The organism is Enterococcus quebecensis (genome assembly GCF_001730365.1).
Classification (GTDB): Bacteria; Bacillota; Bacilli; order Lactobacillales; family Enterococcaceae; genus Enterococcus_L; species Enterococcus_L quebecensis.
Genome location: NZ_MIKB01000017.1, coordinates 70,486 through 93,315 on the forward strand (window position 1 = coordinate 70,486; position 22,830 = coordinate 93,315).

Sequence of the window (22,830 nt, forward strand, 5' to 3'; positions counted from 1 at the left end):
TACAAGGTGTAGCGAAGCGGAACGTTGTTACTTATATAAGGAGGAATGAATGCATGATCATCACATCTGAACGTATCAGTTTAAAACATCTTTTAACCGTAGAAGCATTAAGTGATCAAGAGGTCATGGGGCTGATCCATCGCGCACAAGAATTTAAACAAGGTGCAACTTGGCAGCCAGCAAAAAAACAATATTTTGCGACAAACTTGTTCTTTGAAAACAGTACTCGAACTCACAAAAGCTTTGACGTTGCTGAGAAAAAACTGGGAATTGAAGTGATTGAGTTCGAAGAAAGTATGAGTTCAGTCAAAAAAGGTGAAACACTGTATGATACAGTGCTGACAATGTCGGCAATCGGAGTAGATGTGGCAGTCATTCGTCATGGAGAAGAAAATTATTATGATGAACTAATCCAAAGTAAAACAATTCAATGTGCCATCATTAATGGAGGCGATGGCAGCGGACAACATCCAACGCAATGTCTTTTAGATTTAATGACGATATATGAAGAATTTGATAATTTTGAAGGATTGAAAGTAGCAATTGTTGGGGATATTACTCATTCCAGAGTAGCAAAATCAAATATGCAAATGCTCAAACGTCTTGGTGCAACGATCTTTTTCTCTGGACCAGAAGAATGGTATGACAAGCAGTTTGAAGCTTACGGACATTATATGCCACTAGATGAAGTAGTGGAAACCGTAGACGTAATGATGATGCTGCGAGTGCAGCATGAACGTCATGATGGATCAGAAATCTTTTCAAAAGAAGAATATCATCAAAACTATGGTTTAACAGTAGAGAGAGCAAAACGATTGCAAAAACACGCAATTATCATGCATCCAGCACCAATCAATCGTGATGTTGAGTTAGCGGATCCTCTTGTAGAGGGAATCCAGTCACGTATTATCCAGCAAATGAGTAATGGTGTTTACATGAGAATGGCTATTTTAGAAGCAGTACTACAAGGAAAGGCATAGGTGAGCAAAATGAAAACACTTATCAAAAATGGAAAAATCATTAAAAAAGACAATCAACTGATTCCAGCAGAAATTTGGATTGAAGATGGCAAGATTAGAGCAATTGGTGAATTTTTTGACGAAAGCAACTTTGAAAAAGTGTACGATGCAAAAGGTCAGTTGATCACACCAGGATTAGTGGATGTTCATGTTCATTTGAGAGAACCGGGTTTCACCTATAAAGAAACAATCGAAACTGGTAGTAAATCGGCTGCTAGAGGTGGATATACAACGGTTTGTGCCATGCCTAATTTAAATCCGGTACCAGATACCGCTGAAAAACTAAAAGAAGTTTACGAGATCATTCAAAAAAATGCTGTAGTAAAAGTTCTACAGTATGCGCCAATCACCGAAGAACTTCGTAGTGAAACCTTAACCGATCAAAAAGCTTTAAAAGAAGTTGGAGCATTTGCTTTTACTAATGACGGTGTAGGTGTACAAACTGCTGGAACGATGTATCTTGCCATGAAAGAAGCAGCTTCATTAGGAATGGCGATTGTTGCTCATACTGAAGATGAGTCCTTGTTGTTCGATGGTGTGATGCATGAAGGGGAGATTTCTAAGAAATTAGGCTTGCCGGGGATTTTAAGCTCTACGGAAGCGTCACAAATTGCTCGAGATGTTGTCTTAGCTGGAGAAACAGGAGTTCACTACCATGTCTGTCACGTCTCTACAAAAGAAAGTGTTCGTGTAATTCGTGATGCTAAACGAGCAGGCATTCATGTAACAGCAGAAGTTGCTCCTCATCATTTAATTCTTATTGATGAAAATATCCCAGAAGATAATGGCTTTTGGAAAATGAATCCGCCATTGCGAGCAACTGAAGATCGTGATGCGCTGATCGAAGGATTGTTAGATGGAACGATTGATTGTATCGCAACTGACCATGCACCACATGGTTTAGAAGAAAAAAATCAAACATTCTTAAAAGCCCCCTTTGGAATTGTTGGGAGTGAAACAGCCTTCCAATTGATTTATACAAACTTTGTTGAAACAGGAAGATTTACTCTTGAACAAGTTATTGACTGGATGGCAACGAAACCAGCAGAAATTTTCGGTTTAGATGCTGGGACTTTGACAATCGGCAGTCCAGCAGATCTTGCAGTTTTTGATTTATCAACGGAAGAGGCAATTAACGACAAGGATTTTGAATCACTAGGTGTTAACACACCGTTTGTTGGTTGGAAAGTTAAAGGAAATACACTAATGACTTTTGTTGATGGACATTCAGCTTGGTCTAAAGGAGATGCATAGAATTTGAAGCGATTATTGATACTAGAAGACGGAACCGTTTTTGAAGGAAAAGCATTTGGCGCAGCATGTGATGTTGTTGGTGAAGTTGTATTCACAACAAGCATGACCGGTTATCAAGAAACGATCACTGACCAAAGTTTTAACGGTCAAATCATTACATTTACTTATCCGATGGTTGGTAATTATGGTATCAATCGTGATGACTATGAATCTATATCTCCTACTTGTAAAGGCGTGATTGTTAAGGAACATGCACGCCTTGCATCAAATTGGCGTGCTCAAATGACGCTAGATGAATTTCTGAAACGAAAAGGGATTCCAGGGATTTCTGGAATTGATACTCGCGCATTAACAAGAAAGCTTCGTTCTGTAGGGACGATGAAAGGCGGGTTCATTGATGAAGGGGATGATTTGACTCATGCCTTTGATCAGTTGAAAGCAACAGTATTGCCTCAAAATCAAGTTGCTCAAGTTTCAACAACTAAACCTTACCCAAGTCCGGGAACTGGACGTAATGTTGTAGTGGTTGATTTTGGCTTGAAACATAGTATTTTACGAGAATTGTCAAAACGTCACTGTAATCTAACCGTTCTCCCTTATAACACAGATGCTGAAACCATTTTAGAGCTTTCACCTGACGGAGTTATGCTGACAAATGGACCTGGTGACCCCAAAGATGTTCCAGAAGCTATTCAAATGATTCAAGGAATTCAAGGGAAAGTACCGATTTTCGGAATCTGTTTAGGTCATCAATTATTTGCACTAGCAAATGGAGCGGACACTTACAAAATGAAATTCGGTCACCGTGGTCTAAATCATCCGGTTCGAGAGATAGCTACAGGAAGAATTGATTTTACTTCACAAAATCATGGATTTGCAGTTGATGACGCAACGGTTGATCCTGAAAAATTAATGGTGACACATATAGAAGTAAATGATGGATCAGTTGAAGGGATTAGGCATCGTCAATACCCAGCCTTTACCGTTCAATACCATCCTGATGCGGCGCCAGGCCCTCATGACGGATTGCACTTATTCGATGAATTTATGGAACTAATGGATGCATGGAAGGAGCAGGACTAATGCCAAAAAGAACAGATATTAAAAAAATCATGGTCATCGGTTCAGGACCAATTATTATTGGTCAAGCCGCAGAATTTGATTACGCTGGAACACAGGCGTGTCTTGCTCTAAGGGAAGAAGGCTATGAAGTCGTTTTAGTAAACTCAAACCCAGCTACGATTATGACTGATAAAGAAATCGCAGATCAAGTGTACATAGAACCAATTACACTTGAATTTGTTTCTCGTATTTTAAGAAAAGAACGTCCGGATGCCTTACTTCCAACGCTTGGTGGTCAAACAGGACTGAATATGGCGATGGAGCTTGCTGCATCTGGCGTTCTAGATGAACTAAATGTCGAATTATTAGGAACCAAATTGAGTGCCATCGATCAAGCAGAAGATCGTGATTTATTTAAACAACTGATGGAAGATTTAGATCAGCCAATTCCAGAAAGTGAGATTGTCAATACTGTAGAACAAGCAGTAAAATTTGCGAATACAATTGGCTACCCGATCATTGTTCGCCCAGCATTTACCTTAGGTGGAACGGGTGGGGGGATGTGTGATAATGAAGATGAACTGCGGCTCATTGCTGAAAACGGTTTGAAATTATCGCCAGTAACCCAGTGTTTGATTGAAAAAAGCATTGCTGGCTTTAAAGAGATCGAATATGAAGTGATGCGGGATTCTGCAGACAATGCGATTGTTGTCTGTAATATGGAAAATTTCGATCCAGTAGGCATTCATACCGGTGATTCAATTGTTTTTGCACCAAGTCAGACATTATCTGATCATGAATATCAAATGCTTCGTGATGCATCACTAAAAATAATTCGAGCATTGAAAATAGAAGGTGGCTGTAACGTTCAACTAGCTCTGGATCCTGATAGTTTCAACTATTATGTGATTGAAGTAAACCCTCGTGTTTCACGCTCATCAGCACTTGCTAGTAAAGCAACGGGATATCCAATCGCTAAATTAGCTGCAAAAATTGCGGTGGGATTAACATTGGATGAAATGAAAAATCCTGTGACAGAAACGACGTATGCTGAGTTTGAGCCTGCTTTAGATTATGTGGTTGCAAAAATTCCTCGTTGGCCTTTTGACAAGTTTGAAAAGGGCGATCGCCGTTTAGGCACTCAAATGAAAGCAACAGGAGAAGTCATGGCCATTGGCAGAAATATTGAGGAATCATTATTAAAAGCTGTTCGTTCACTTGAAATCGGTACTTACCATAATGAATTAAAAGAAATACAGGATGTTAGTGATGAAGAATTGACAGAAAAAATCGTGAAAGCCCAAGATGATCGTCTTTTCTATCTATCCGAAGCGATTCGTCGAGGTTACTCAATCGAAGAGCTGGCAATGTTGACAAAAATCGATTTATTCTTCTTAGATAAATTACTTCATATCGTTGAATTGGAAAATGGTTTGAAAGAAAATAGTAAAAACATTGAGCTTTTAAAAGAAGCAAAACAAAACGGCTTTACTGATCGAAAAATTGCTGAGTTATGGCAGATAAGCGAACAAGAAGTGACAGAATATCGTCATGAACAAAAAATTCTTCCTGTATACAAAATGGTGGATACCTGTGCAGCTGAATTCGAATCTCAAACACCTTATTTTTACAGCACATATGAATTCGAAAACGAAAGTATTCGTTCTGAAAAACCATCAGTCTTAGTTCTAGGTTCAGGACCGATTCGCATTGGTCAAGGCGTGGAGTTCGATTATGCTACGGTTCACTCTGTTAAAGCAATTCAAGCAGCTGGTTTTGAAGCTATTATCATGAATAGCAATCCCGAAACAGTGTCAACAGATTTCTCGATCTCAGATAAACTTTATTTTGAACCATTGACGTTGGAAGATGTCATGAATGTGATCGAATTGGAGCAGCCGATAGGTGTGATCGTTCAATTTGGCGGTCAAACTGCAATCAACTTAGCTGAACCTTTGGTAAAACAAGGGGTTAAAATCCTTGGTACATCAATTGAAGATCTAGATCGAGCTGAAAATCGTGATTTATTTGAACAAGCATTGCAAGAACTAGATATTCCTCAACCACCTGGAGATACTGCAACAAGTCCAGCAGAAGCGGTGGCTGTAGCGAATAAAATTGGTTACCCAGTCTTGGTACGTCCAAGCTATGTACTTGGCGGAAGAGCAATGGAAATTGTAGAGAATCAAAAAGACTTAGAAGATTACATGACTAACGCAGTGAAAGCTTCTCCAGAACATCCAGTGCTAGTTGATAGCTATTTAATAGGAAAAGAATGCGAAGTGGATGCCATTTGTGATGGAGAAACCGTATTAATTCCCGGGATTATGGAACATATCGAACGAGCTGGTGTCCATTCAGGAGACTCAATGGCTGTTTATCCGCCGCAAACTTTATCAGAAGATATACAAAAGACAATTGCTGATTATACAAAAAAATTAGCGCTTGGATTAAACTGTATCGGCATGATGAATATCCAGTTTGTTATACATGAAGAAAAAGTTTATGTGATCGAAGTGAATCCCCGAGCAAGCCGAACGGTACCATTTTTAAGTAAAATTACTGGTATTCCCATGGCTCAGATTGCTACAAAAGCAATTCTTGGTGAAAAATTAAATCAACTAGGTTATAAAGACGGTCTATATCCTGAAAGTAAACAAGTACACATTAAAGCGCCAGTATTTTCTTTCACTAAACTACAAAAAGTCGATACTTACTTAGGCCCAGAAATGAAATCTACTGGAGAAGTAATGGGTTCTGACTATAGCTTAGAAAAAGCTTTATACAAAGCCTTTGAAGCATCAGGACTACATTTACCAAGCTTTGGTGCAGTACTCTTTACGATAGCTGACGAGACAAAAGCAGAAGCACTAGGTTTAGCTAAACGATTCAATGAGATCGGTTATAGTGTGATTGCAACAAAAGGGACAGCAAAATTCTTGCAAGAGAATGGATTATTTGTCAAAACCGTTGATAAAATAAATCATGAAGGTGGCAAAACAGTTCTTGATTTGATCCGCACAGGTGAGGCACAAGTGGTTGTCAATACAATGGATAAGGATCGATCAGACACGAATCAAGATGGCTTCTTGATTCGCCGAGAGGCAGTGGAGCATGGCGTGCCGCTATTTACTTCATTAGATACAGCAGAAGCAATTTTGAAAGTTTTAGAGTCTCGAGCATTTTCAACTGAGGCAATTTAATATACATTAAATATTGAGAAAAAAGGTTGAGCTCTTAAAGACAGCCGCTTTTTCTCAGCTTTAGTTATAATAATATGCTGCAAAGGAGTAGAAAACATGAAACAGGAAATTATGACAATCGTTTCTCAAAAACAATTAGCTCCTAGAATTTTTCAAATGACTTTGACAGGGGATTTAGTAAATGAGATGGAAAAACCTGGTCAATTTATTCATATCAAAGTTCCAAGAGAAGATATGCTTTTAAGAAGACCCATCAGCTTAAATCAAATCGATAAACAGGCGCAAACATGTACGATTATTTATCGAACAGAAGGAGAAGGTACGAAAGTATTTTCTATGCTATCTGCTGGTGACACCTTAGATGTGATGGGACCTTTAGGAAATGGTTTTGATGTGCATTGTTTGAAACCTGGTCAAAAAGCGTATGTAATTGGTGGAGGGATCGGAATTCCTCCAATGTATGAACTATCGAAGCAATTGAAACAAAATGGGATTGAAGTGGTTCATTTTCTAGGCTATGCCTCTAAAGAAGTGGCCTATTTTCAAGACGAATTTGTAGCTTTAGGAGATACAAGATTTGCAACAGATGATGGTTCATTCGGTGTTGAAGGAAATGTCGGCAATCTTTTGTTAGATGCGGTAAAAAAAGAGCAGCCAGATGCCGTTTACGCCTGTGGGGCTAATGGGATGCTAAAAATGGTAGCACAAGTTTTCTCTGAAAATCCCAATGTCTTTCTATCTTTGGAACAGCGTATGGCTTGCGGTATGGGGGCTTGCTATGCCTGTGTTTGCCACGTACCAGAGGATGAAACAGGAACAAAAAGCGTTAAGGTATGTGACGAAGGACCGATTTTTAGAGCAAGTGAGGTGGTTTTATGATCAAGAATCCTTTAGCTGTAAGTATTCCTGGTTTAGAGTTGAAAAATCCAATTATTCCTGCTAGTGGCTGTTTTGGATTTGGTGAAGAATATGCGAAGTATTATGATCTTGGGAAATTAGGTTCAATCATGGTTAAAGCAACAACACCACAAGCACGTTTCGGTAATGCAACACCTAGAGTAGCGGAAACACCTAGTGGTATGTTAAATGCGATTGGGTTGCAAAATCCCGGTCTAGATGTTGTCATGAATACCAAATTACCTGCTTTAGAAGCCTACGATTTACCAATTATCGCTAATGTTGCTGGAGCTTGCGAAGAAGACTACGTAGAAGTTTGCGGGAAAATTGGAGATGCTAAAAATGTAAAGTCAATTGAGTTAAATATTTCTTGCCCAAATGTAAAACATGGAGGAATCGCTTTTGGAACTGATCCAGACGTTGCCTTTCAATTAACACAAGCAGTGAAAAAAGTGACTAAAGTACCAATTTATGTAAAATTATCTCCGAATGTTACTGATATTGTGCCAGTCGCACAAGCAATCGAAGCTGGCGGAGCGGACGGATTTTCAATGATTAACACTCTTTTAGGAATGCGGATTGATTTGAAAACACGCCGTCCCGTTTTAGCCAATCAGACTGGAGGATTATCAGGTCCTGCTATTAAACCAGTTGCTATTCGTCTTATACATCAAGTTTCCCAAATCTCTAATTTACCAATTATCGGTATGGGCGGTGTTCAAACAGTTGATGATGTTTTGGAAATGTTTATGGCTGGAGCTAGTGCAGTAGGTGTTGGAACAGCCAACTTTACAGACCCATATATTTGTCCTAAACTGATTGATGCTTTACCCAAAAGGATGGCGGAACTTGGGATTGAATCGTTAGAACAATTAATCAAAGAGGTTAGAGAGGAAAAAAATCAATGAGCCAACGACCGATTATTGCATTAGATTTTTCTTCAAAAATAGAAGTAGAAGCATTTTTAGCCAAATTCCCACACGACGAATCATTGTTTGTTAAAGTTGGGATGGAGCTATTCTATCAAGAAGGACCTGAGATTGTCCGTTGGTTAAAATCATTAGGTCATTCTGTTTTTCTAGATTTAAAATTACATGATATTCCAAATACTGTTGAAAAAGCAATGACAGGTTTGGCAAAACTAGGTGTGGATATGACAAATGTTCATGCTGCAGGCGGAATTAAAATGATGAAGGCTGCTAAAGCAGGGTTGGAAAAAGGCACCAAATCAGGAGGGGAAGTTCCAGTTTTGATAGCTGTAACACAATTAACTTCAACTAGCGAAGCCGAAATGCAGCAGGACCAACTAATCCAAGTACCTTTAAAAGAAAGTGTGCTTCATTATGCAAAATGTGCGCAAGACGCTGGTTTATCTGGTGTTGTTTGTTCTGCTTTGGAGGTAGAAGCTATTCATGAAGCAACAAGTAAAGATTTTGTTTGTTTAACTCCAGGTATTCGCCCTAGTGGTAGTGATCTCGGCGATCAAAAACGTGTTGTCACACCAAGAGAGGCCAGAAAAATCGGATCAACGTTTATTGTTGTTGGAAGACCAATTACAAAAGCGAATATACCTTATGAAGCATATCAAACAATAAAAAATGAATGGAATGGAGAAAATCTATGACTGAATTGGCTAAAAAAATTGCGAAAGAGTTATTAGAAATAGAAGCAGTATTTCTAAGTCCAAACGAACCATTTACTTGGGCAAGCGGGATCAAAAGCCCAATCTATTGCGATAATCGTATTACAATGAGTTATCCAGTAGTTCGCAAAGATATTGCTAAGGGACTGGCAGAAAAAATTAAAGAGAGTTATCCAGATGTACAAGTTATTGCTGGAACGGCTACAGCAGGAATTCCTCATGCAGCATGGGTAGCGGATATTTTGGATTTACCAATGGTTTATATTCGAAGCAAAGCCAAAGAACATGGCAAGGGAAATCAAATCGAAGGTCGGATATTTAAAGGTCAAAAAATGGTTGTGATTGAGGACTTGATCTCTACAGGTGGAAGTGTGTTGGAAGCAGCTTCTGCAGCAGAACGTGAAGGTGCTGATGTTTTAGGCGTTGCAGCAATCTTCACTTACGAACTACCAAAAGGCAAAGAAAAATTTGCAGAACATAACATGAAATTAGTTACATTGACTAACTATTCAACATTGTTAGATACAGCTTTAGAGTCAAACTACATCGAAGAAAGTGATATTGACTTGCTAAAAAATTGGAAAAAAGATCCTGAAAACTGGCCCAACGGCTAATTTAACTAAAGACCACACAATGTGTTTGTATGCATTGTGTGGTTTTTGAGAAATTACCGAACATTTTGACGTTTGATACTGTATATCAGTTTCCTTCAATACGCTATAATTTTCATGTTAAACTGATTTAAATATTAAATAATCGATAAATCGTTTTTGAAAATTGACTGTTAATAATAAATAGGATACAGTTATTTAAATGATAAAATCTGAAGGTGGGGTTTGATGAAGAATATTCGAAATATGGACGTAGAGTGGGGATACACAGGTGAGCGTGGTCCTGAAAACTGGCATACGCTTTGTGATTGGTTTTCAACAGGTGCAAAATATCCATATCAATCACCAATCAATTTATCCAAAGACTTAATTAATGGTGTATCCGAAAATAGAGAGATCAATTTTTGTTATAAAACAGAAGAATTTACAGAAAAAGAATTTAAAAATACATTCCACTTTATTCCACCAAATACAGAAAGTTATGTGGTTTTCGAAGAGGAAAAATATTATTTGACAGATATTCACTTTCATACGCCTAGTGAGCATACGTTTGATGGTGAACATTGTCCAGTAGAATTTCATCTCGTTCATATGAATAATTCTGGCGATAATTTGGTTGTAGGTTGTTTATTTACTATTACTAAAGAAGAAAATAAGTTTTCAAAGAAGAAAGCAGCTTTTGTATGGAATACGCAAACCCATCAACAATGGTTTGATCCTTCGATTTTCTTACCTGAACAAAAGTCTCATTTTCACTACTTAGGTTCATTAACAACACCTCCAACGAAAGGTCCTGTTCATTGGTTTGTGTTCGATACTGTTCAAAAATTGGATAGCGATTTTTTTCAACGGATAGATGAAGGTATGCTGCCGTTTAATAACCGACCAGTACAACCACTTAATGGACGTAAAATCTATTTTTCTGAATAAGACGGAGGACTTCTATGAATATTCAACAAATGAAGTATGTTGTAGCTGTCGCAAATAATGGCAGTTTTCGGGAAGCCGCAAAGAAACTTTTTATCACGCAGCCCAGTTTATCCAATGGTATTCGTGAGTTAGAAGAGGAAATTGGTGTAACCTTGTTTATTCGTACAAACAAAGGGGCTTCATTGACAGACGAGGGATCAACTTTTTTAGAACATGCAGAAAAAATTTTAACACAAATGGAAATCATAGAGAACCGTTACCAAGAAGTTACGACAAGTGAACGATTTTCAATTTCGTCTCAACATTATGACTTTTTAGGAGAAGTAATGGGAAAAGTGATTCAGCGATTTAAGGATCAGTACAAAAATTTTCGTGTGTTTGAGACAACAACGTTAAAGGTAATAGAAGATGTGAAAAGTTATCACAGTGAATTAGGTATAATTTATTTAAATAGTCAAAATCAAGCTGGGATTGAGCGTTATTTGGAACAAGCCAACTTGACCTATGATGTGATAGGAAGTTTTAAAACCCACATTTTCCTTGGAAAAAATCACCCGTTAGCTACCCAAAAGGAAATCCAATTGGAACATTTATGTTGCTATCCACAAGTTCGTTTTACACAAGAAGGCAGCAATTTTTCTTATTTTTCAGAAGATCTAATCGAAAATCAAGAACAAGAAACAGTCATTTACACGAACGACCGAGGAACATTAATGAATTTGCTAGTAGAAACAGATGCTTATGCATCTGGTTCGGGCGTTGTTACAGGCTTTACAAAGAAAGAAATTCGTTTGATTCCATTAGCAGAAAGTACAAATAACAAAATTTGTGTACTTTATCAAAAGAACAAAGGGATAAGTACAATTGGGCAATACTTTATGGAAGAATTGAAACGATTATTTTGAGTGTAATAGCTGAAGAAAGTAATAAATAAACGATCAAAATCACTCTTACTCATCATTTTTAAGAGTGATTTTTCTACGTTTAAAAATCCTTGTTAAAGCAATAAAGAAAATACTCGACATGAATATGTGGATTTGGAGAGAAAATATCTTTTTTTGAAATACAAATTTCATTTTAAGTTAGATTATGCTATCATAGAGCCATTAACACAAATGTGGATATGATAACGATGTTTTGCTTACGATGACTTCTTGATACAAAAATAGTAAGTATCGAAGGTTGGATTATCAAACAATAGGAGGGTGTTTTATGGATTTATCTAAAAAGTTTAACAAGCAAGTATATAAAATTGCTGTGTCAACGATTCGTCAGTTTGATGAACAAGTAACAGATATTGAAGGTATCATAAAGCTAACTTTGGGAGAACCTGATTTTAATACACCAGAGCATATAAAAAAATCAGCGCATGATGCGATCAATAACAACTTTTCTCATTATTCAGGTATGGCTGGATTGACTGATGTTAGAGAAGCAGCAACTTTTTTTATGAAAGAAAAATATGGTGTAAGTTATCAGCCAGCATCTGAAGTTTTGGTCACTGTAGGTGCAACTGAGGCGATCTCAGCCAGTTTGTTATCTATTTTAGAGCCAGGTGACAAGGTATTGATGCCTGCACCTATTTATCCTGGATATGAGCCTGTGATCACTTTGGCTCAGGCAGAGCCAGTCTATATCGATACAAGACCGAATAATTTCGTTTTGACACCTGAAATGATTGAAGCAGCTATGGCAGAACATGGTGATCAAGTTAAAGCAATTATTTTAAACTATCCTAGCAACCCTACAGGAGTTACTTATAATCGTGATGAAGTCAAAGCGATTGCTGATGTTCTGAAAAATTACTCAATTTTTGTTATCAGTGATGAAATTTATAGCGAGCTGACCTATGAAGATCAACATGTATCTATTGCAGAGTTTATACCAGAGCAAACCATTTTAATCAATGGTCTATCGAAATCTCATGCCATGACTGGATGGAGGATCGGGTTTATTTTTGGACCAGAGAGCTTGATTGGAGAGATTATCAAAGTCCATCAATATTTGGTTACAGCAGCTTCCACTATTTCCCAAAAAGCAGCTGTTAGAGCTTTAGTTGAAGGAATGAATGATGCAGCGGCTATGAAAGAAGAATACCGTGAACGCCGAGATTTTGTTTATGAACAAATGACATCTTTTGGTTTTGATGTCGCTCGACCAAATGGTGCTTTCTATATCTTTGCTAAAATCCCAACAGGTTACGAACAAGACTCAATGAAATTTTGTGTGGATTTGGCACAACAACAAGCAATAGCTATTATTCCTGGAGTTGCTTTTGGTAAAGAAGCAGAAGGGTATGTGCGTATTAGTTATGCGGCAGATTTAGCAACACTTAAAGATGCGATGAACCGAATAGGAAATTATATGAAATAGAGAAAAATACGTTTCATAGTGCTTAAAATCACTTTTTATGTTCGATTTTAAAGTCTTAGCCAAAACTGGTATTTAGTTTTGGCTAAGACTTTTTGTTGCTAAACAAAACCTTTACATTCCTTTACTCATTATTTACACAACGTTGAAACGGAATTAACATGTTGTTGGTAAACTAAGCTTGTAACTAATTGAAAAGGACGTGCAAAGATGAAGAAACGTTTATTATCAGCAATTGTGTTAAGTGTAGGAATTTTAATCGCAGGATGCGGCAATCAAGGTGCTGCAACTGATCAGAGTAGTGATAAAGGAAAAGACAGCGGAAGTAATCAACCTGTTAAAATCGTAGCTGTAGGTTCCACAGCGTTACAACCTTTAGTGGATGCCGCAAAGGATCAGTTTGTGTCTGAACATCCAAATTACACAATTTCAGTTCAAGGAGGAGGGAGCGGAACAGGACTTTCTCAAGTAGTAGACGGTGCCGTAACGATAGGGAATTCTGATGTTTTTGCGGAAGAGAAATCTGGCATTGATGCCTCAAAATTAGTTGATCATCGGGTTGCCGTAGTAGGCATGGGACCTGTAGTAAACAAAGATGTTGGTGTTAAAAATATTTCCAAACAAGAATTGGTTGATATCTTTACTGGAAAAACCAAAAATTGGAAAGAGTTGGGTGGAAAAGATCAAGAAATAGCAGTGATCAATCGTCCAAGTGGTAGTGGTACACGAGCAACATTCGAAAAATGGGGACTGGATGGAGCAACGGCTGTTCAATCACAGGAACAGGATTCATCAGGAACGGTTCGCCAAATTGTCTCTCAAACACCGGGAGCTATCAGTTATCTTGCTTTTTCTTACATGGATAACTCTACCACTGCATTAAGTATTGATGATGTAAAACCAACCGAAGAAAACGTTGCAGACAATTCTTGGAAAATTTGGTCATACGAGCATATGTATACAAAAGGACAACCGGATACTGATGTCCAATCCTTTATTGATTTTATATTATCAGATGATGTTCAACAAGGTGTCGTTAAAAAGTTAGGTTACTTACCAATAACGGCGATGAAAGTTGAAAGAGACGTATCTGGAACGATTACAAAGAAATAACTTCTTCCCCTAAAAGATCAAAAAGAGGCGAATGTTTTCACATTCAGCCTCTTTTTGATTTAGCTATTTTTAGGTAATTTAACCATAAATGTTGAGCCTAAACCTAAATGACTCTCGATCGTTACAGAACCACCTAGTAATTCAGTGTAGTTTTGGACGATTGACAAACCTAAACCAGTTCCGCCAGAATGACGGCTTCGAGCTTTATCTACCCGGTAAAAACGTTCGAAAATTCGTTCTTGGTCTTTTAAGCTAATCCCAATGCCATTATCTTTTACTGTGAAGAAAAATGTGTCACTAAAACCAAAATCGATTGTAACAGTTTCATCTTCTTGAGAATACTGAATAGCATTTTCAACCAGATTTTTAACGATTGGATAGAAAAGCTCATACTTCGTTGTATACGTTAGCGTTTCATTCCCAATGATTTTTATGGTCAGATTTTTTTCCTTGATTGTTTTGCGATAAGAACGCAATATTTCTTCGATAAAAGGATGCAAAGTAATATCTTGGTCATCATAAGATATATTTTTCCCATTTCGTGATAACTGCAAAATCTCTTGAATTAACTGCTGCAGGCGCAAGGCATCTTTTTGCATGATTTCTAAAAATTGATTTAATGTTTCTGGATCATCTTTGGCTCCATCCAGTAATGTTTCAGTAAAACCTAATAACGAAGTAACCGGTGTTTTCAGTTCATGTGATACATTGCTGACGAAATCTTTTTGCATTTTTTCTAGTTGTCTTACACGAGTAAGGTCATAAGCGATTCCTAAGACTTGATAATTACTGCCATCTTCTTCTATAAAACGTAAAGACATATCTAAAATCATATCATTTAGCGGATCAGTCAGTTTAATTTCTTGATGTACTGAACTTTTTTCTGTGATAACTTGATGGATTAAATGAATCAAGGCAGGTTCTTTGATTACTTCAAAATAATCTTTCCCAGCATCATCGTCTTGAATTGTTAAAATTTCAAGCATTTTAGGATTGATTAATTGTAATTTCCCATCCACGTCAATGATAAAGACTCCAATCATTAATTCATCTAATAGCGCATGAAATTGTTCATCAGTGGATGTATAAGCTAAATATGTTTGACTCATTTGTTGACTCAACAGATTGACAGTTTGATAAAGTTCATTCCATTCAGGAGAATCTTGGATGATAGAACGAGCTTCGTCAGGATATTTTACAATTTTTTTTAATACAGGCAAAATAGTCACTAAGGGTTCATTTTTTTGACGGAGCAATAAAAAAACAAAAGCGGTAATGATCAAAAATAAAATCCCTAAGGTAAACAGAATGTATCGACGGAACGATTGAATACTATTTGAAAACTGTGTTGTCTCTTCAGCAACTCGAAGAATGCCGACCAATTCGCCATTTTCACGAATTGGTAAAGCTAAATAAAGCAATTCTTTTTTCAACGTAGCACTTTTTCTTAATGCCGACCCAAAATCGGCGCCTGAAAGTATCGCTTTTACTTCAGGTCGACTACTTCTAGATTCGTGGAGCACAGAATTGTTACTGTCGTAAAAAATAGTTCCTTTTGCATTCATCAATGTCAGACGCTCATTTTCATCCGTTGCATAATGGTCAATGAGTTTCTTTTCTTGTACTGAAAAGTCTTGATTTATAAATATCTCAGGAGAGAGTTGGTCAAGGATCAATGTTCCTTTTTTTTGTAAGTATTCTTCTTGTTGGGAGAGAAGCTCTTTTTTAAAAAAATAGTTTGTTAAAAGAATACTACCAAAAAATAAAGCAATCATCATGATACTGACTAACAGGTATTCAATTCGTTGCCGTTTTTTCATTTTTTAGGCTCCTGAAAACGATAGCCAAATCCTCTAACAGTGACCAAATAGGCAGGGCGTTTTGGATCGATTTCTATTTTATCTCGTAAATGACTCACATGAACATCAACAATTCGACTTTGACCGGCAAAATCATAGTTCCAAATACGATCAAGTAGAGTGTCTCGGTCAATTACTCGATCTTTGCGCTTGATAAAATAAACTAACAACTCAAATTCTTTTGGCGTAAGTTCGATTTTTTGACCACGAACCCTTACTTCATAATTTTGCTCATCGATACTGATTTCACCTATTGTTAAAGGTGCTTTAGGTGTTTCGATAAATTCTTCTGATTTACCTGGTGCAGGTTTTAAGCGTCGAAAGATAGCTTTCATTCTCGCTAATACTTCTCTTGGACTGAAGGGTTTTGTTAAGTAGTCGTCTGCACCAATTTCCAAACCGATTATTTTATCGACTTGATCATCTTTGGCAGTCAAAATCAAAATAGGCGTGTCAATTTTTTCTCTGCGTAGTGACTTTGTAATTTCTAAGCCATCCATATTTGGCAACATAACGTCTAAGATGATAAAATCAAATTGATTGGATAATGCTAATTCATAACCAACTGCACCGTCTTCGGCAGTCATTACTTCGTAGCCGTCTTTTTCTAGGTTAAAAGATAATAATGTTAATATCGATGGTTCATCATCGACAACTAGGACTTTTTTCATCTATTTGGCTCCTTTAAATACGAAATAAACACAACGTCATTTTATCACAAATTTGCGACTATCAAAAACTTTATGGAATGTTTCTAAAACTACTTTCAAAGCTAAAGAAATGGTATAATGATAAAGATTGAAATGAGGGAAGTAAGATGATTGGAATTAGCGCATGTCTTGGTGGGGTCTGCTGTCGTTATGATGGTCAATCGAAAGAAATCAACGAATTGAAAAAATTAGTCTCAGACGGAAGAGCAATACTTGTTTGTCCTGAAGTATTGGGTGGTCTACCGATTCCTAGAGATCCAGCTGAAATAAGCGGTGGGGATGGATTTGATGTTTGGGATAACAAGGCAAAAGTCCTTACTGAATCAGGCGTTGATATGACTGATTTATTCAAACAAGGAGCAATCATAGCCTACCAAAAACTAATTGAAAATAATATTACAACAATCATTTTAAAGGAAAATAGTCCGTCATGCGGTAAAGCTGGCATTTATGATGGCACTTTTTCCGGGAAGCATAGAAGTGGTTCGGGAGTTGCAACAGCATATTTTATCTCTCACGGTCTTGAAGTGGTTTCGGAAAGTGAGTGGCAAAAAGTGCTTGAGCGTGAGGAAATGATCGACAGTAAATAATAGAAGTGGCCGTTTCTAAAAAGAATTTTTGGATTGGCGGGCAAAATTAGTATGATTAGTTGATTAAATCTTGAAAAAATACTTGAAAATCAAACAAGAACTATTGACTAATTCCCCTGAAATCGGTAACCTAAAAGGGATTGAAGATAGGAGTAACAACTATGGAAATTGAAAAGACCAATCGAATGAATGCGTTGTTTGAATTTTATTCTACTTTATTGACGGAAAAGCAAATGAATTACATGGAAATGTATTACGCAGATGATTTTTCATTGGGTGAAATTGCTGAAGAATATGAAGTTAGCCGTCAAGCTGTTTATGATAACATTAAACGAACAGGTAAGATTTTGGAAGAATATGAAAAAAAACTTCATTTATTTTCTGACTATGTTGTACGTGGTGAGTTATTAGATGCACTGAAAGGTTACGTAAATGAAACCTATCCGAAAGATACAACGCTTGCAAATTATATAGAACAAATACAAGAAGTAGAGGAATGAGATTATGGCATTTGAAAGTTTAACAGACCGCCTGCAACAGGCGATGAGTAAATTACGTCGTAAAGGAAAAGTATCTGAAGCTGACGTAAAAGAAATGATGAGAGAAATTCGTTTGGCATTATTAGAAGCCGATGTAAATTTACAAGTGGTCAAAGATTTTACTAAACGTGTACGTGAACGTGCGGTGGGGGTTGAAGTTCTTGAAAGCTTGTCACCAGCCCAACAAATCGTTAAAATTGTTGATGAAGAATTAACAGCAACATTGGGAACTGATACCGTTGGATTGAACAAATCCGAACGTATCCCTACAGTAATCATGATGGTTGGTTTACAAGGTGCTGGTAAAACAACCTTTGGCGGAAAATTAGCCAATCATTTAATAAAAACAGAAAATGCCCGTCCATTGATGATCGCAGCCGATGTTTATCGTCCTGCGGCAATCGATCAGTTAAAAGTTTTAGGTCAGCAATTAGATGTCCCTGTTTTTGACATGGGCACAGACACCAATCCCGTTGAGATTGTTCGACAAGGAATGGAATTGGCAAAAGAAAAGAAAAATGACTATGTTTTGATTGATACTGCAGGTCGTCTTCATATTGATGAAAACTTAATGGATGAGCTAAAGCAAATCAAAGAAGTCGCTCAACCGGATGAAATCTTACTTGTAGTTGATGCTATGACTGGGCAAGATGCAGTTAACGTTGCTGACAGTTTCAACCAACAGCTAGGTATTACTGGGGTCGTGATTACTAAATTAGATGGAGATACTCGTGGAGGTGCGGCTCTTTCTATTCGTGCTGTAACAGGTGCGCCAATCAAGTTCATCGGTTCAGGTGAAAAACTGACAGATTTAGAAATTTTCCATCCTGACCGTATGTCTAGTCGTATTTTAGGCATGGGAGACATGTTAACTCTGATTGAAAAAGCGCAACAAGATTATGATGAGAAAAAAGCTGAAGAACTTGCAATAAAAATGAAGGAAAATAGCTTTGACTTTAATGATTTTATTGAACAATTAGATCAAGTGATGGGCATGGGACCAATTGAAGATTTGCTGAAAATGATTCCTGGTATGAGTAATATGCCTGGGCTAGAAAATGTTAAAGTAGATCCGAAAGATGTAGAGCGCAAGCGTGCCATGATTTTATCAATGACACCAGCTGAAAGAGAAAATCCAGATCTATTAAACCCAAGTCGTCGCCGCAGAATTGCTGCTGGTTCTGGAAATAATGTGGTTGAAGTCAATCGCATGATTAAACAATTCAAAGAATCTAAAAAAATGATGCAGCAAATGTCCAAAGGTAACATGGATATTCCTGGTATGGATCAAATGCTAGGTGGAGGAATCAAAGGAAAACTTGGTAAAATGGCTATGAATCGCATGGTGAAGAAAAGCAAGAAAAAGAAAAAGAAGAAAAAATAATATAAAAAAGAAGTTGGGGCAAAAGCGTTAAATCCCAAGAACCAATTAGATACTGTGCCACATCAAGTCGTACCTTGTTACAGTATCTAGAAGGGATTGCTGTGGCTTCCGCTCAATATTTGATTATTACATGTGGGAAAGAAGCAATTAATTCTCTAAAGCAACGAAAAATAAGCTGTAAAAAATAGTAGTTTTTTACAGCTTATTTTTGTTAAGCAACTAATAATTGCCCCTGCCAAGGTAGAATAAGTATACCACACCTTGACTCAAAACAAATGAGAAACAGCGGTTTAAAGCTTTTTTTAAGGTGTCAAGAAAAAACTCTTTACAGCTTGTTGAAAATCTGGTAAACTAACATTTGTGATTAAGTTAATGGAGGTGTAATATATAAAATGTCAGTAAAAATTCGTTTAAAACGCATGGGTTCTAAAAAGAGTCCTTTTTACCGTATTGTAGTCGCAGATTCTCGTTCTCCTCGTGATGGACGTTTCATCGAAACTGTTGGAACTTACAATCCTTTAAAAGATCCTGCAGAAGTAGTTTTAAAAGAAGATTTAGTTTTAAACTGGTTGTCTAATGGCGCTCAGCCTTCAGATACAGTTCGTAACATCCTTTCAAAAGAAGGCGTTATGAAAAAACACCATGAAGCTAAACTTGAAAAGAAATAAGGTGACAGATGATGACAGATGTGAAAGAGTTAGTCTTAACTATCGTTCGCCCATTAGTCAGTCAACCTGAGCTAGTCAAATTAGAAATAGAAGAATCTGATGTTTTTCTAGAATATAATTTGACTGTATCGCCTGAAGATATTGGTCGTATTATTGGAAAGCAAGGACGTGTTGCTAAAGCAATCCGTACCATTGTTTACAGTGTACGTGTGGATGGGCCTAAAAAAGTTCGTTTAAATATCCTAGATGGTAAATAGTTCGAAGTAAGACACCCAATTTTTTGGGTGTTTTTTTGTTACAGTCTCAAAAGTATGAATGCAAAAAAAGATGAAGAGAACTGTTGCTAAGTTTCTTCATATTTTTTATTGGAATTATTATTTTTTTCTAAATACTTTGATCTCAAAAACTGGTGCATCAAACCTAATTTCAGCTTCATCGATCATTAAACCAAGCAGATGATAATCTTCTTCTTCGTGATGTGTGATGCCGAGTAATTCATCATAATAACCCTCAATGCTTAGATCTCTAGGTGTATTTAATAGCTCTAATAAATGTAATACATTTTCAGGCTCATCTTCGGTGTTTCCTTGCATATCAATATAAAAGCCATCAGGAGTAAAATCTACATCAATACGAATTTTTTCAATACCATTCGAAAAAAAGTAAGTCAATAATTCATCTACAATTCTCTTAGCTTTGTCTCTTTCTTGCATGCTGCTTCACCTTTCTGATCTGTAAAATATTATCAAGTAATGGTACCATGACTGCCGCCACAAAACCAGTAGAAAATCCATTATTGTAAAGATTAAGGCCACCATGAAGATAACTGACGTTGGTAACTAGGGACATATGTAAAAATCCAGCAATTAGTCCAAATGTAATACCATAATATCCGGCAATCGGAGCGAGACCAGTGCCAAAAATCCCAGCAAGTACTACCGTTGTTTGATTAACTTCGAAAACAGAAGATAATTGAGCTGTTAAAAAGACACTAATCAACAAAGGTGAGCTATTAAAAAGATGATTACCGAATGCACTAAAACCAACTGCAGATAAAATAGCCCCCACAATGGGTCCATTAATGGTGGATTGACTAACTTGAGTATAACCAACAAGTAAAAATCCCATCAATGCCATATTCATCATAGTGGCTCCAACGCCCGCAATAGAGATAAAATCAGTAATCAATTTCCCAGATGTTTTACTAATCTCTTTTAACCCTTTTAATGAAAAATGATTGACTATAAAGCCTACAAAAAACATCAAGAAAAACAAAAACAATAGGAAAGACAAGAGATGAGTATGATATTCGGTAGAAACTAAGTTTTTTCCTTCAATTTTCCAACCAAACATCCTTAAAACTCCTGTAAATAGCATTGCAATAAGCCCAGATGTAAACCCAACGTTATACAAAGAAAACCCTTGATGAAACGTGAGAATATGGGAGGCAAGAGGTGGTAAAATTAAACCGATAAAAATACCCACTAAACATCCCAGAGGAACAGAAAATATCAAAGGCAAAGAGATGCCAAACGTAAGGTAACTGATGATTGGAGATAATGCACTACCGAATAAGCTTACAACGATAAATTGTGAAAAAGGCTTTTTCACAATTCTTGCGTAGCAAAGTCCACCAATGATAATTGGGATTGAATTATATAAATTTTTTCCAAAAAAAGAACAACCTGATACTGTAAATAATGCAGCTATGATAGGACCGTTAATCGGGATTTTTTCCTTTTTTGCAAGTAATACACTAATTAGTGTGAGCAGTCCGCTATTTACAAATGCGCTGCCGAATGTACCTAATTCAATATAATCGGTTAGCAAATTGCTAGGTGAGGCTAGGATTCGAATCATGCCCTCCCATAAAATATTTATAGGCTCACTAAATAGCCCGATAATAATCAGGATTACACAATAACCGATTAGAAAATAATAACTTCTATTTTTATTTATTTGATCTGGATTTTTTTTGTCAGTGTGTAGAAAAAGTGCTTGGCTGTTATTTTTAGCCATAAATAATACCTCCGTTATTTGACTGTAACTTAACTATAGCTTGTAAAACTATCATTGGTCAATAATATTTCAGATAAGTTTTATAAATTATCATGATTTTAGCATTTCTCCATAAATATTGAGAAAATAAGTTACTAAAAGAGTGTAAAATAAAAGAATAAATAATTAAAATAAATATGTACAATTATAGTTTTGTGAATAAATAATGATAAATTAAAAAACAGGAGGAATTGTTTTGGTGAGAAAAAAAGTGTATACAAAAAAACATATATTAGCTGCTGCGCGTGATTTATTAGTTGAAAAAGGGTTTTCTTTTATAACTGCAAGAAATGTTGCTGAACATATGGGAATTTCAACTCAACCTATCTATCTTGAGTTTAAGAATATGGAAGATTTAAAACTGACATTGTTGAATAGTGTGTATGAATATTTAGAAACTGAATTTTTTACTAAAAAACAAACAACTGATAGTTTTACGAATTTTGGTTTAGGTTATATTAATTTAGCAAAATCAGACAATAAGCTCTACATATCTCTATATTTAGATCAACATTCATATGGTCAAGAATTACAGAATCTATCCTTTGATTTATTTCAAAAATGCATGAAATCTGATGAAAAATACGTTGCTTTTTCAAAAGAACAACTTGAAAAATTACATATGCAACTATTAATTGTCGCAACAGGTATGGCTTCTTTGACGCTTTCAGGAATATTAAAACAAACAGAAGAACAGTTAGTGACAGCTTTTGATACTGTGAAAGAAAACAGTATAGCCTAATAAAAATAAGGATAAAACGGATTTTTTAAGTGTCCGTCTTATCCTTATTTTTTAGTTAAACAGAAAATAAACATGGGCACAACTTGTTTCTATTTACAGAGACTGAGAAGTGTCTACATCGGAAGTATTACACAAATTTCATAAATTCGGCTGATTTTTTCTTGATAATCCGTTGTTAA

General features: G+C 36.5%; 22 protein-coding genes. 18 read left to right on the top strand and 4 right to left on the bottom strand.

Annotation, left to right across the window (positions count from 1 at the left end; genetic code table 11):
* The first annotated feature begins 53 nt into the window (after window positions 1-53).
* The 12 genes from BCR23_RS12925 (at window position 54) to BCR23_RS12980 (ending at window position 14,101) form a co-directional block, all read left to right on the top strand.
* Window positions 54-980: an aspartate carbamoyltransferase catalytic subunit gene (locus BCR23_RS12925; RefSeq protein WP_069635908.1), complete on the top strand. Its 927-nt coding sequence runs from the start codon at window positions 54-56 to the stop codon at window positions 978-980.
* 9 nt (window positions 981-989) lie between these two features.
* On the top strand, window positions 990-2,273 hold the full coding sequence (locus BCR23_RS12930; protein ID WP_069635990.1) for a dihydroorotase: 1,284 nt from the start codon (window positions 990-992) through the stop codon (window positions 2,271-2,273).
* Window positions 2,274-2,276: 3 nt separating this feature from the next.
* A complete protein-coding gene (locus BCR23_RS12935; RefSeq protein ID WP_069635909.1) occupies window positions 2,277-3,356 on the top strand; it encodes a carbamoyl phosphate synthase small subunit in 1,080 nt (359 codons plus the stop codon).
* Window positions 3,356-6,538, top strand: a complete 3,183-nt coding sequence (gene carB / locus BCR23_RS12940; RefSeq protein ID WP_069635910.1) for a carbamoyl-phosphate synthase large subunit — start codon at window positions 3,356-3,358, stop codon at window positions 6,536-6,538. The genes BCR23_RS12935 and carB overlap by 1 nt, the downstream gene beginning before the upstream one ends.
* Before the next feature lie 96 nt (window positions 6,539-6,634).
* The gene (locus BCR23_RS12945) at window positions 6,635-7,417 is read left to right on the top strand and encodes a dihydroorotate dehydrogenase electron transfer subunit (protein ID WP_069635911.1); all 783 of its coding nucleotides are present in this window, start codon (window positions 6,635-6,637) and stop codon (window positions 7,415-7,417) included.
* Complete coding sequence (locus BCR23_RS12950) at window positions 7,414-8,343, top strand: dihydroorotate dehydrogenase (protein ID WP_069635912.1); 930 nt, start codon at window positions 7,414-7,416, stop codon at window positions 8,341-8,343. Before BCR23_RS12945 ends, BCR23_RS12950 begins: the two co-directional genes overlap by 4 nt.
* Window positions 8,340-9,059 (top strand): orotidine-5'-phosphate decarboxylase, encoded by a 720-nt coding sequence (gene pyrF, locus BCR23_RS12955; RefSeq protein ID WP_069635913.1) that lies wholly within the window; start codon window positions 8,340-8,342, stop codon window positions 9,057-9,059. The genes BCR23_RS12950 and pyrF overlap by 4 nt, the downstream gene beginning before the upstream one ends.
* Window positions 9,056-9,691 (top strand): orotate phosphoribosyltransferase, encoded by a 636-nt coding sequence (gene pyrE / locus BCR23_RS12960; protein ID WP_069635914.1) that lies wholly within the window; start codon window positions 9,056-9,058, stop codon window positions 9,689-9,691. Before pyrF ends, pyrE begins: the two co-directional genes overlap by 4 nt.
* A 225-nt stretch (window positions 9,692-9,916) precedes the next feature.
* Entirely contained in the window at window positions 9,917-10,618 is a 702-nt protein-coding gene (locus tag BCR23_RS12965) for a carbonic anhydrase family protein (RefSeq protein ID WP_069635915.1), read from the top strand.
* 14 nt (window positions 10,619-10,632) lie between these two features.
* The gene (locus tag BCR23_RS12970) at window positions 10,633-11,523 is read left to right on the top strand and encodes a LysR family transcriptional regulator (RefSeq protein WP_069635916.1); all 891 of its coding nucleotides are present in this window, start codon (window positions 10,633-10,635) and stop codon (window positions 11,521-11,523) included.
* Window positions 11,524-11,830: 307 nt separating this feature from the next.
* Entirely contained in the window at window positions 11,831-12,991 is a 1,161-nt protein-coding gene (locus BCR23_RS12975; protein WP_069635917.1) for a pyridoxal phosphate-dependent aminotransferase, read from the top strand.
* 207 nt (window positions 12,992-13,198) lie between these two features.
* Window positions 13,199-14,101, top strand: coding sequence for a phosphate ABC transporter substrate-binding protein PstS family protein (locus tag BCR23_RS12980; protein WP_069635918.1), 903 nt, complete (start codon window positions 13,199-13,201; stop codon window positions 14,099-14,101).
* A gap of 59 nt (window positions 14,102-14,160) precedes the next feature.
* On the opposite strand, the gene BCR23_RS12985 is transcribed toward BCR23_RS12980, so the two are convergent.
* Complete coding sequence (locus BCR23_RS12985; RefSeq protein ID WP_069635919.1) at window positions 14,161-15,921, bottom strand: sensor histidine kinase; 1,761 nt, start codon at window positions 15,919-15,921, stop codon at window positions 14,161-14,163.
* Complete coding sequence (locus BCR23_RS12990; protein ID WP_069635920.1) at window positions 15,918-16,631, bottom strand: response regulator transcription factor; 714 nt, start codon at window positions 16,629-16,631, stop codon at window positions 15,918-15,920. Before BCR23_RS12990 ends, BCR23_RS12985 begins: the two co-directional genes overlap by 4 nt.
* A gap of 146 nt (window positions 16,632-16,777) precedes the next feature.
* Between BCR23_RS12990 and BCR23_RS12995 the strand changes: the two genes are divergently transcribed.
* From BCR23_RS12995 to BCR23_RS13015, 5 genes are all read left to right on the top strand, one after another.
* Window positions 16,778-17,260 (top strand): 2-thiouracil desulfurase family protein, encoded by a 483-nt coding sequence (locus tag BCR23_RS12995; RefSeq protein WP_069635921.1) that lies wholly within the window; start codon window positions 16,778-16,780, stop codon window positions 17,258-17,260.
* Window positions 17,261-17,421: 161 nt separating this feature from the next.
* Window positions 17,422-17,760, top strand: a complete 339-nt coding sequence (locus tag BCR23_RS13000; RefSeq protein ID WP_069635922.1) for a putative DNA-binding protein — start codon at window positions 17,422-17,424, stop codon at window positions 17,758-17,760.
* Window positions 17,761-17,764: 4 nt separating this feature from the next.
* Window positions 17,765-19,183: a signal recognition particle protein gene (ffh, locus tag BCR23_RS13005; RefSeq protein WP_069635923.1), complete on the top strand. Its 1,419-nt coding sequence runs from the start codon at window positions 17,765-17,767 to the stop codon at window positions 19,181-19,183.
* 392 nt (window positions 19,184-19,575) lie between these two features.
* Window positions 19,576-19,851, top strand: a complete 276-nt coding sequence (gene rpsP, locus BCR23_RS13010) for a 30S ribosomal protein S16 (protein ID WP_069635924.1) — start codon at window positions 19,576-19,578, stop codon at window positions 19,849-19,851.
* 11 nt (window positions 19,852-19,862) lie between these two features.
* Window positions 19,863-20,108 carry a KH domain-containing protein gene (locus BCR23_RS13015; protein ID WP_069635925.1) on the top strand — a complete coding sequence of 82 codons (246 nt, stop codon included), beginning with the start codon at window positions 19,863-19,865 and terminating at the stop codon, window positions 20,106-20,108.
* Window positions 20,109-20,225: 117 nt separating this feature from the next.
* Here the strand turns inward: BCR23_RS13015 and BCR23_RS13020 are convergent, their stop codons facing one another.
* The gene (locus BCR23_RS13020) at window positions 20,226-20,564 is read right to left on the bottom strand and encodes a hypothetical protein (RefSeq protein WP_069635926.1); all 339 of its coding nucleotides are present in this window, start codon (window positions 20,562-20,564) and stop codon (window positions 20,226-20,228) included.
* Window positions 20,542-21,870, bottom strand: a complete 1,329-nt coding sequence (locus tag BCR23_RS13025) for a DUF1576 domain-containing protein (RefSeq protein ID WP_069635927.1) — start codon at window positions 21,868-21,870, stop codon at window positions 20,542-20,544. The genes BCR23_RS13020 and BCR23_RS13025 overlap by 23 nt, the downstream gene beginning before the upstream one ends.
* Before the next feature lie 238 nt (window positions 21,871-22,108).
* Between BCR23_RS13025 and BCR23_RS13030 the strand changes: the two genes are divergently transcribed.
* The gene (locus BCR23_RS13030) at window positions 22,109-22,651 is read left to right on the top strand and encodes a TetR/AcrR family transcriptional regulator (RefSeq protein WP_069635991.1); all 543 of its coding nucleotides are present in this window, start codon (window positions 22,109-22,111) and stop codon (window positions 22,649-22,651) included.
* Window positions 22,652-22,830 lie beyond the last annotated feature (179 nt).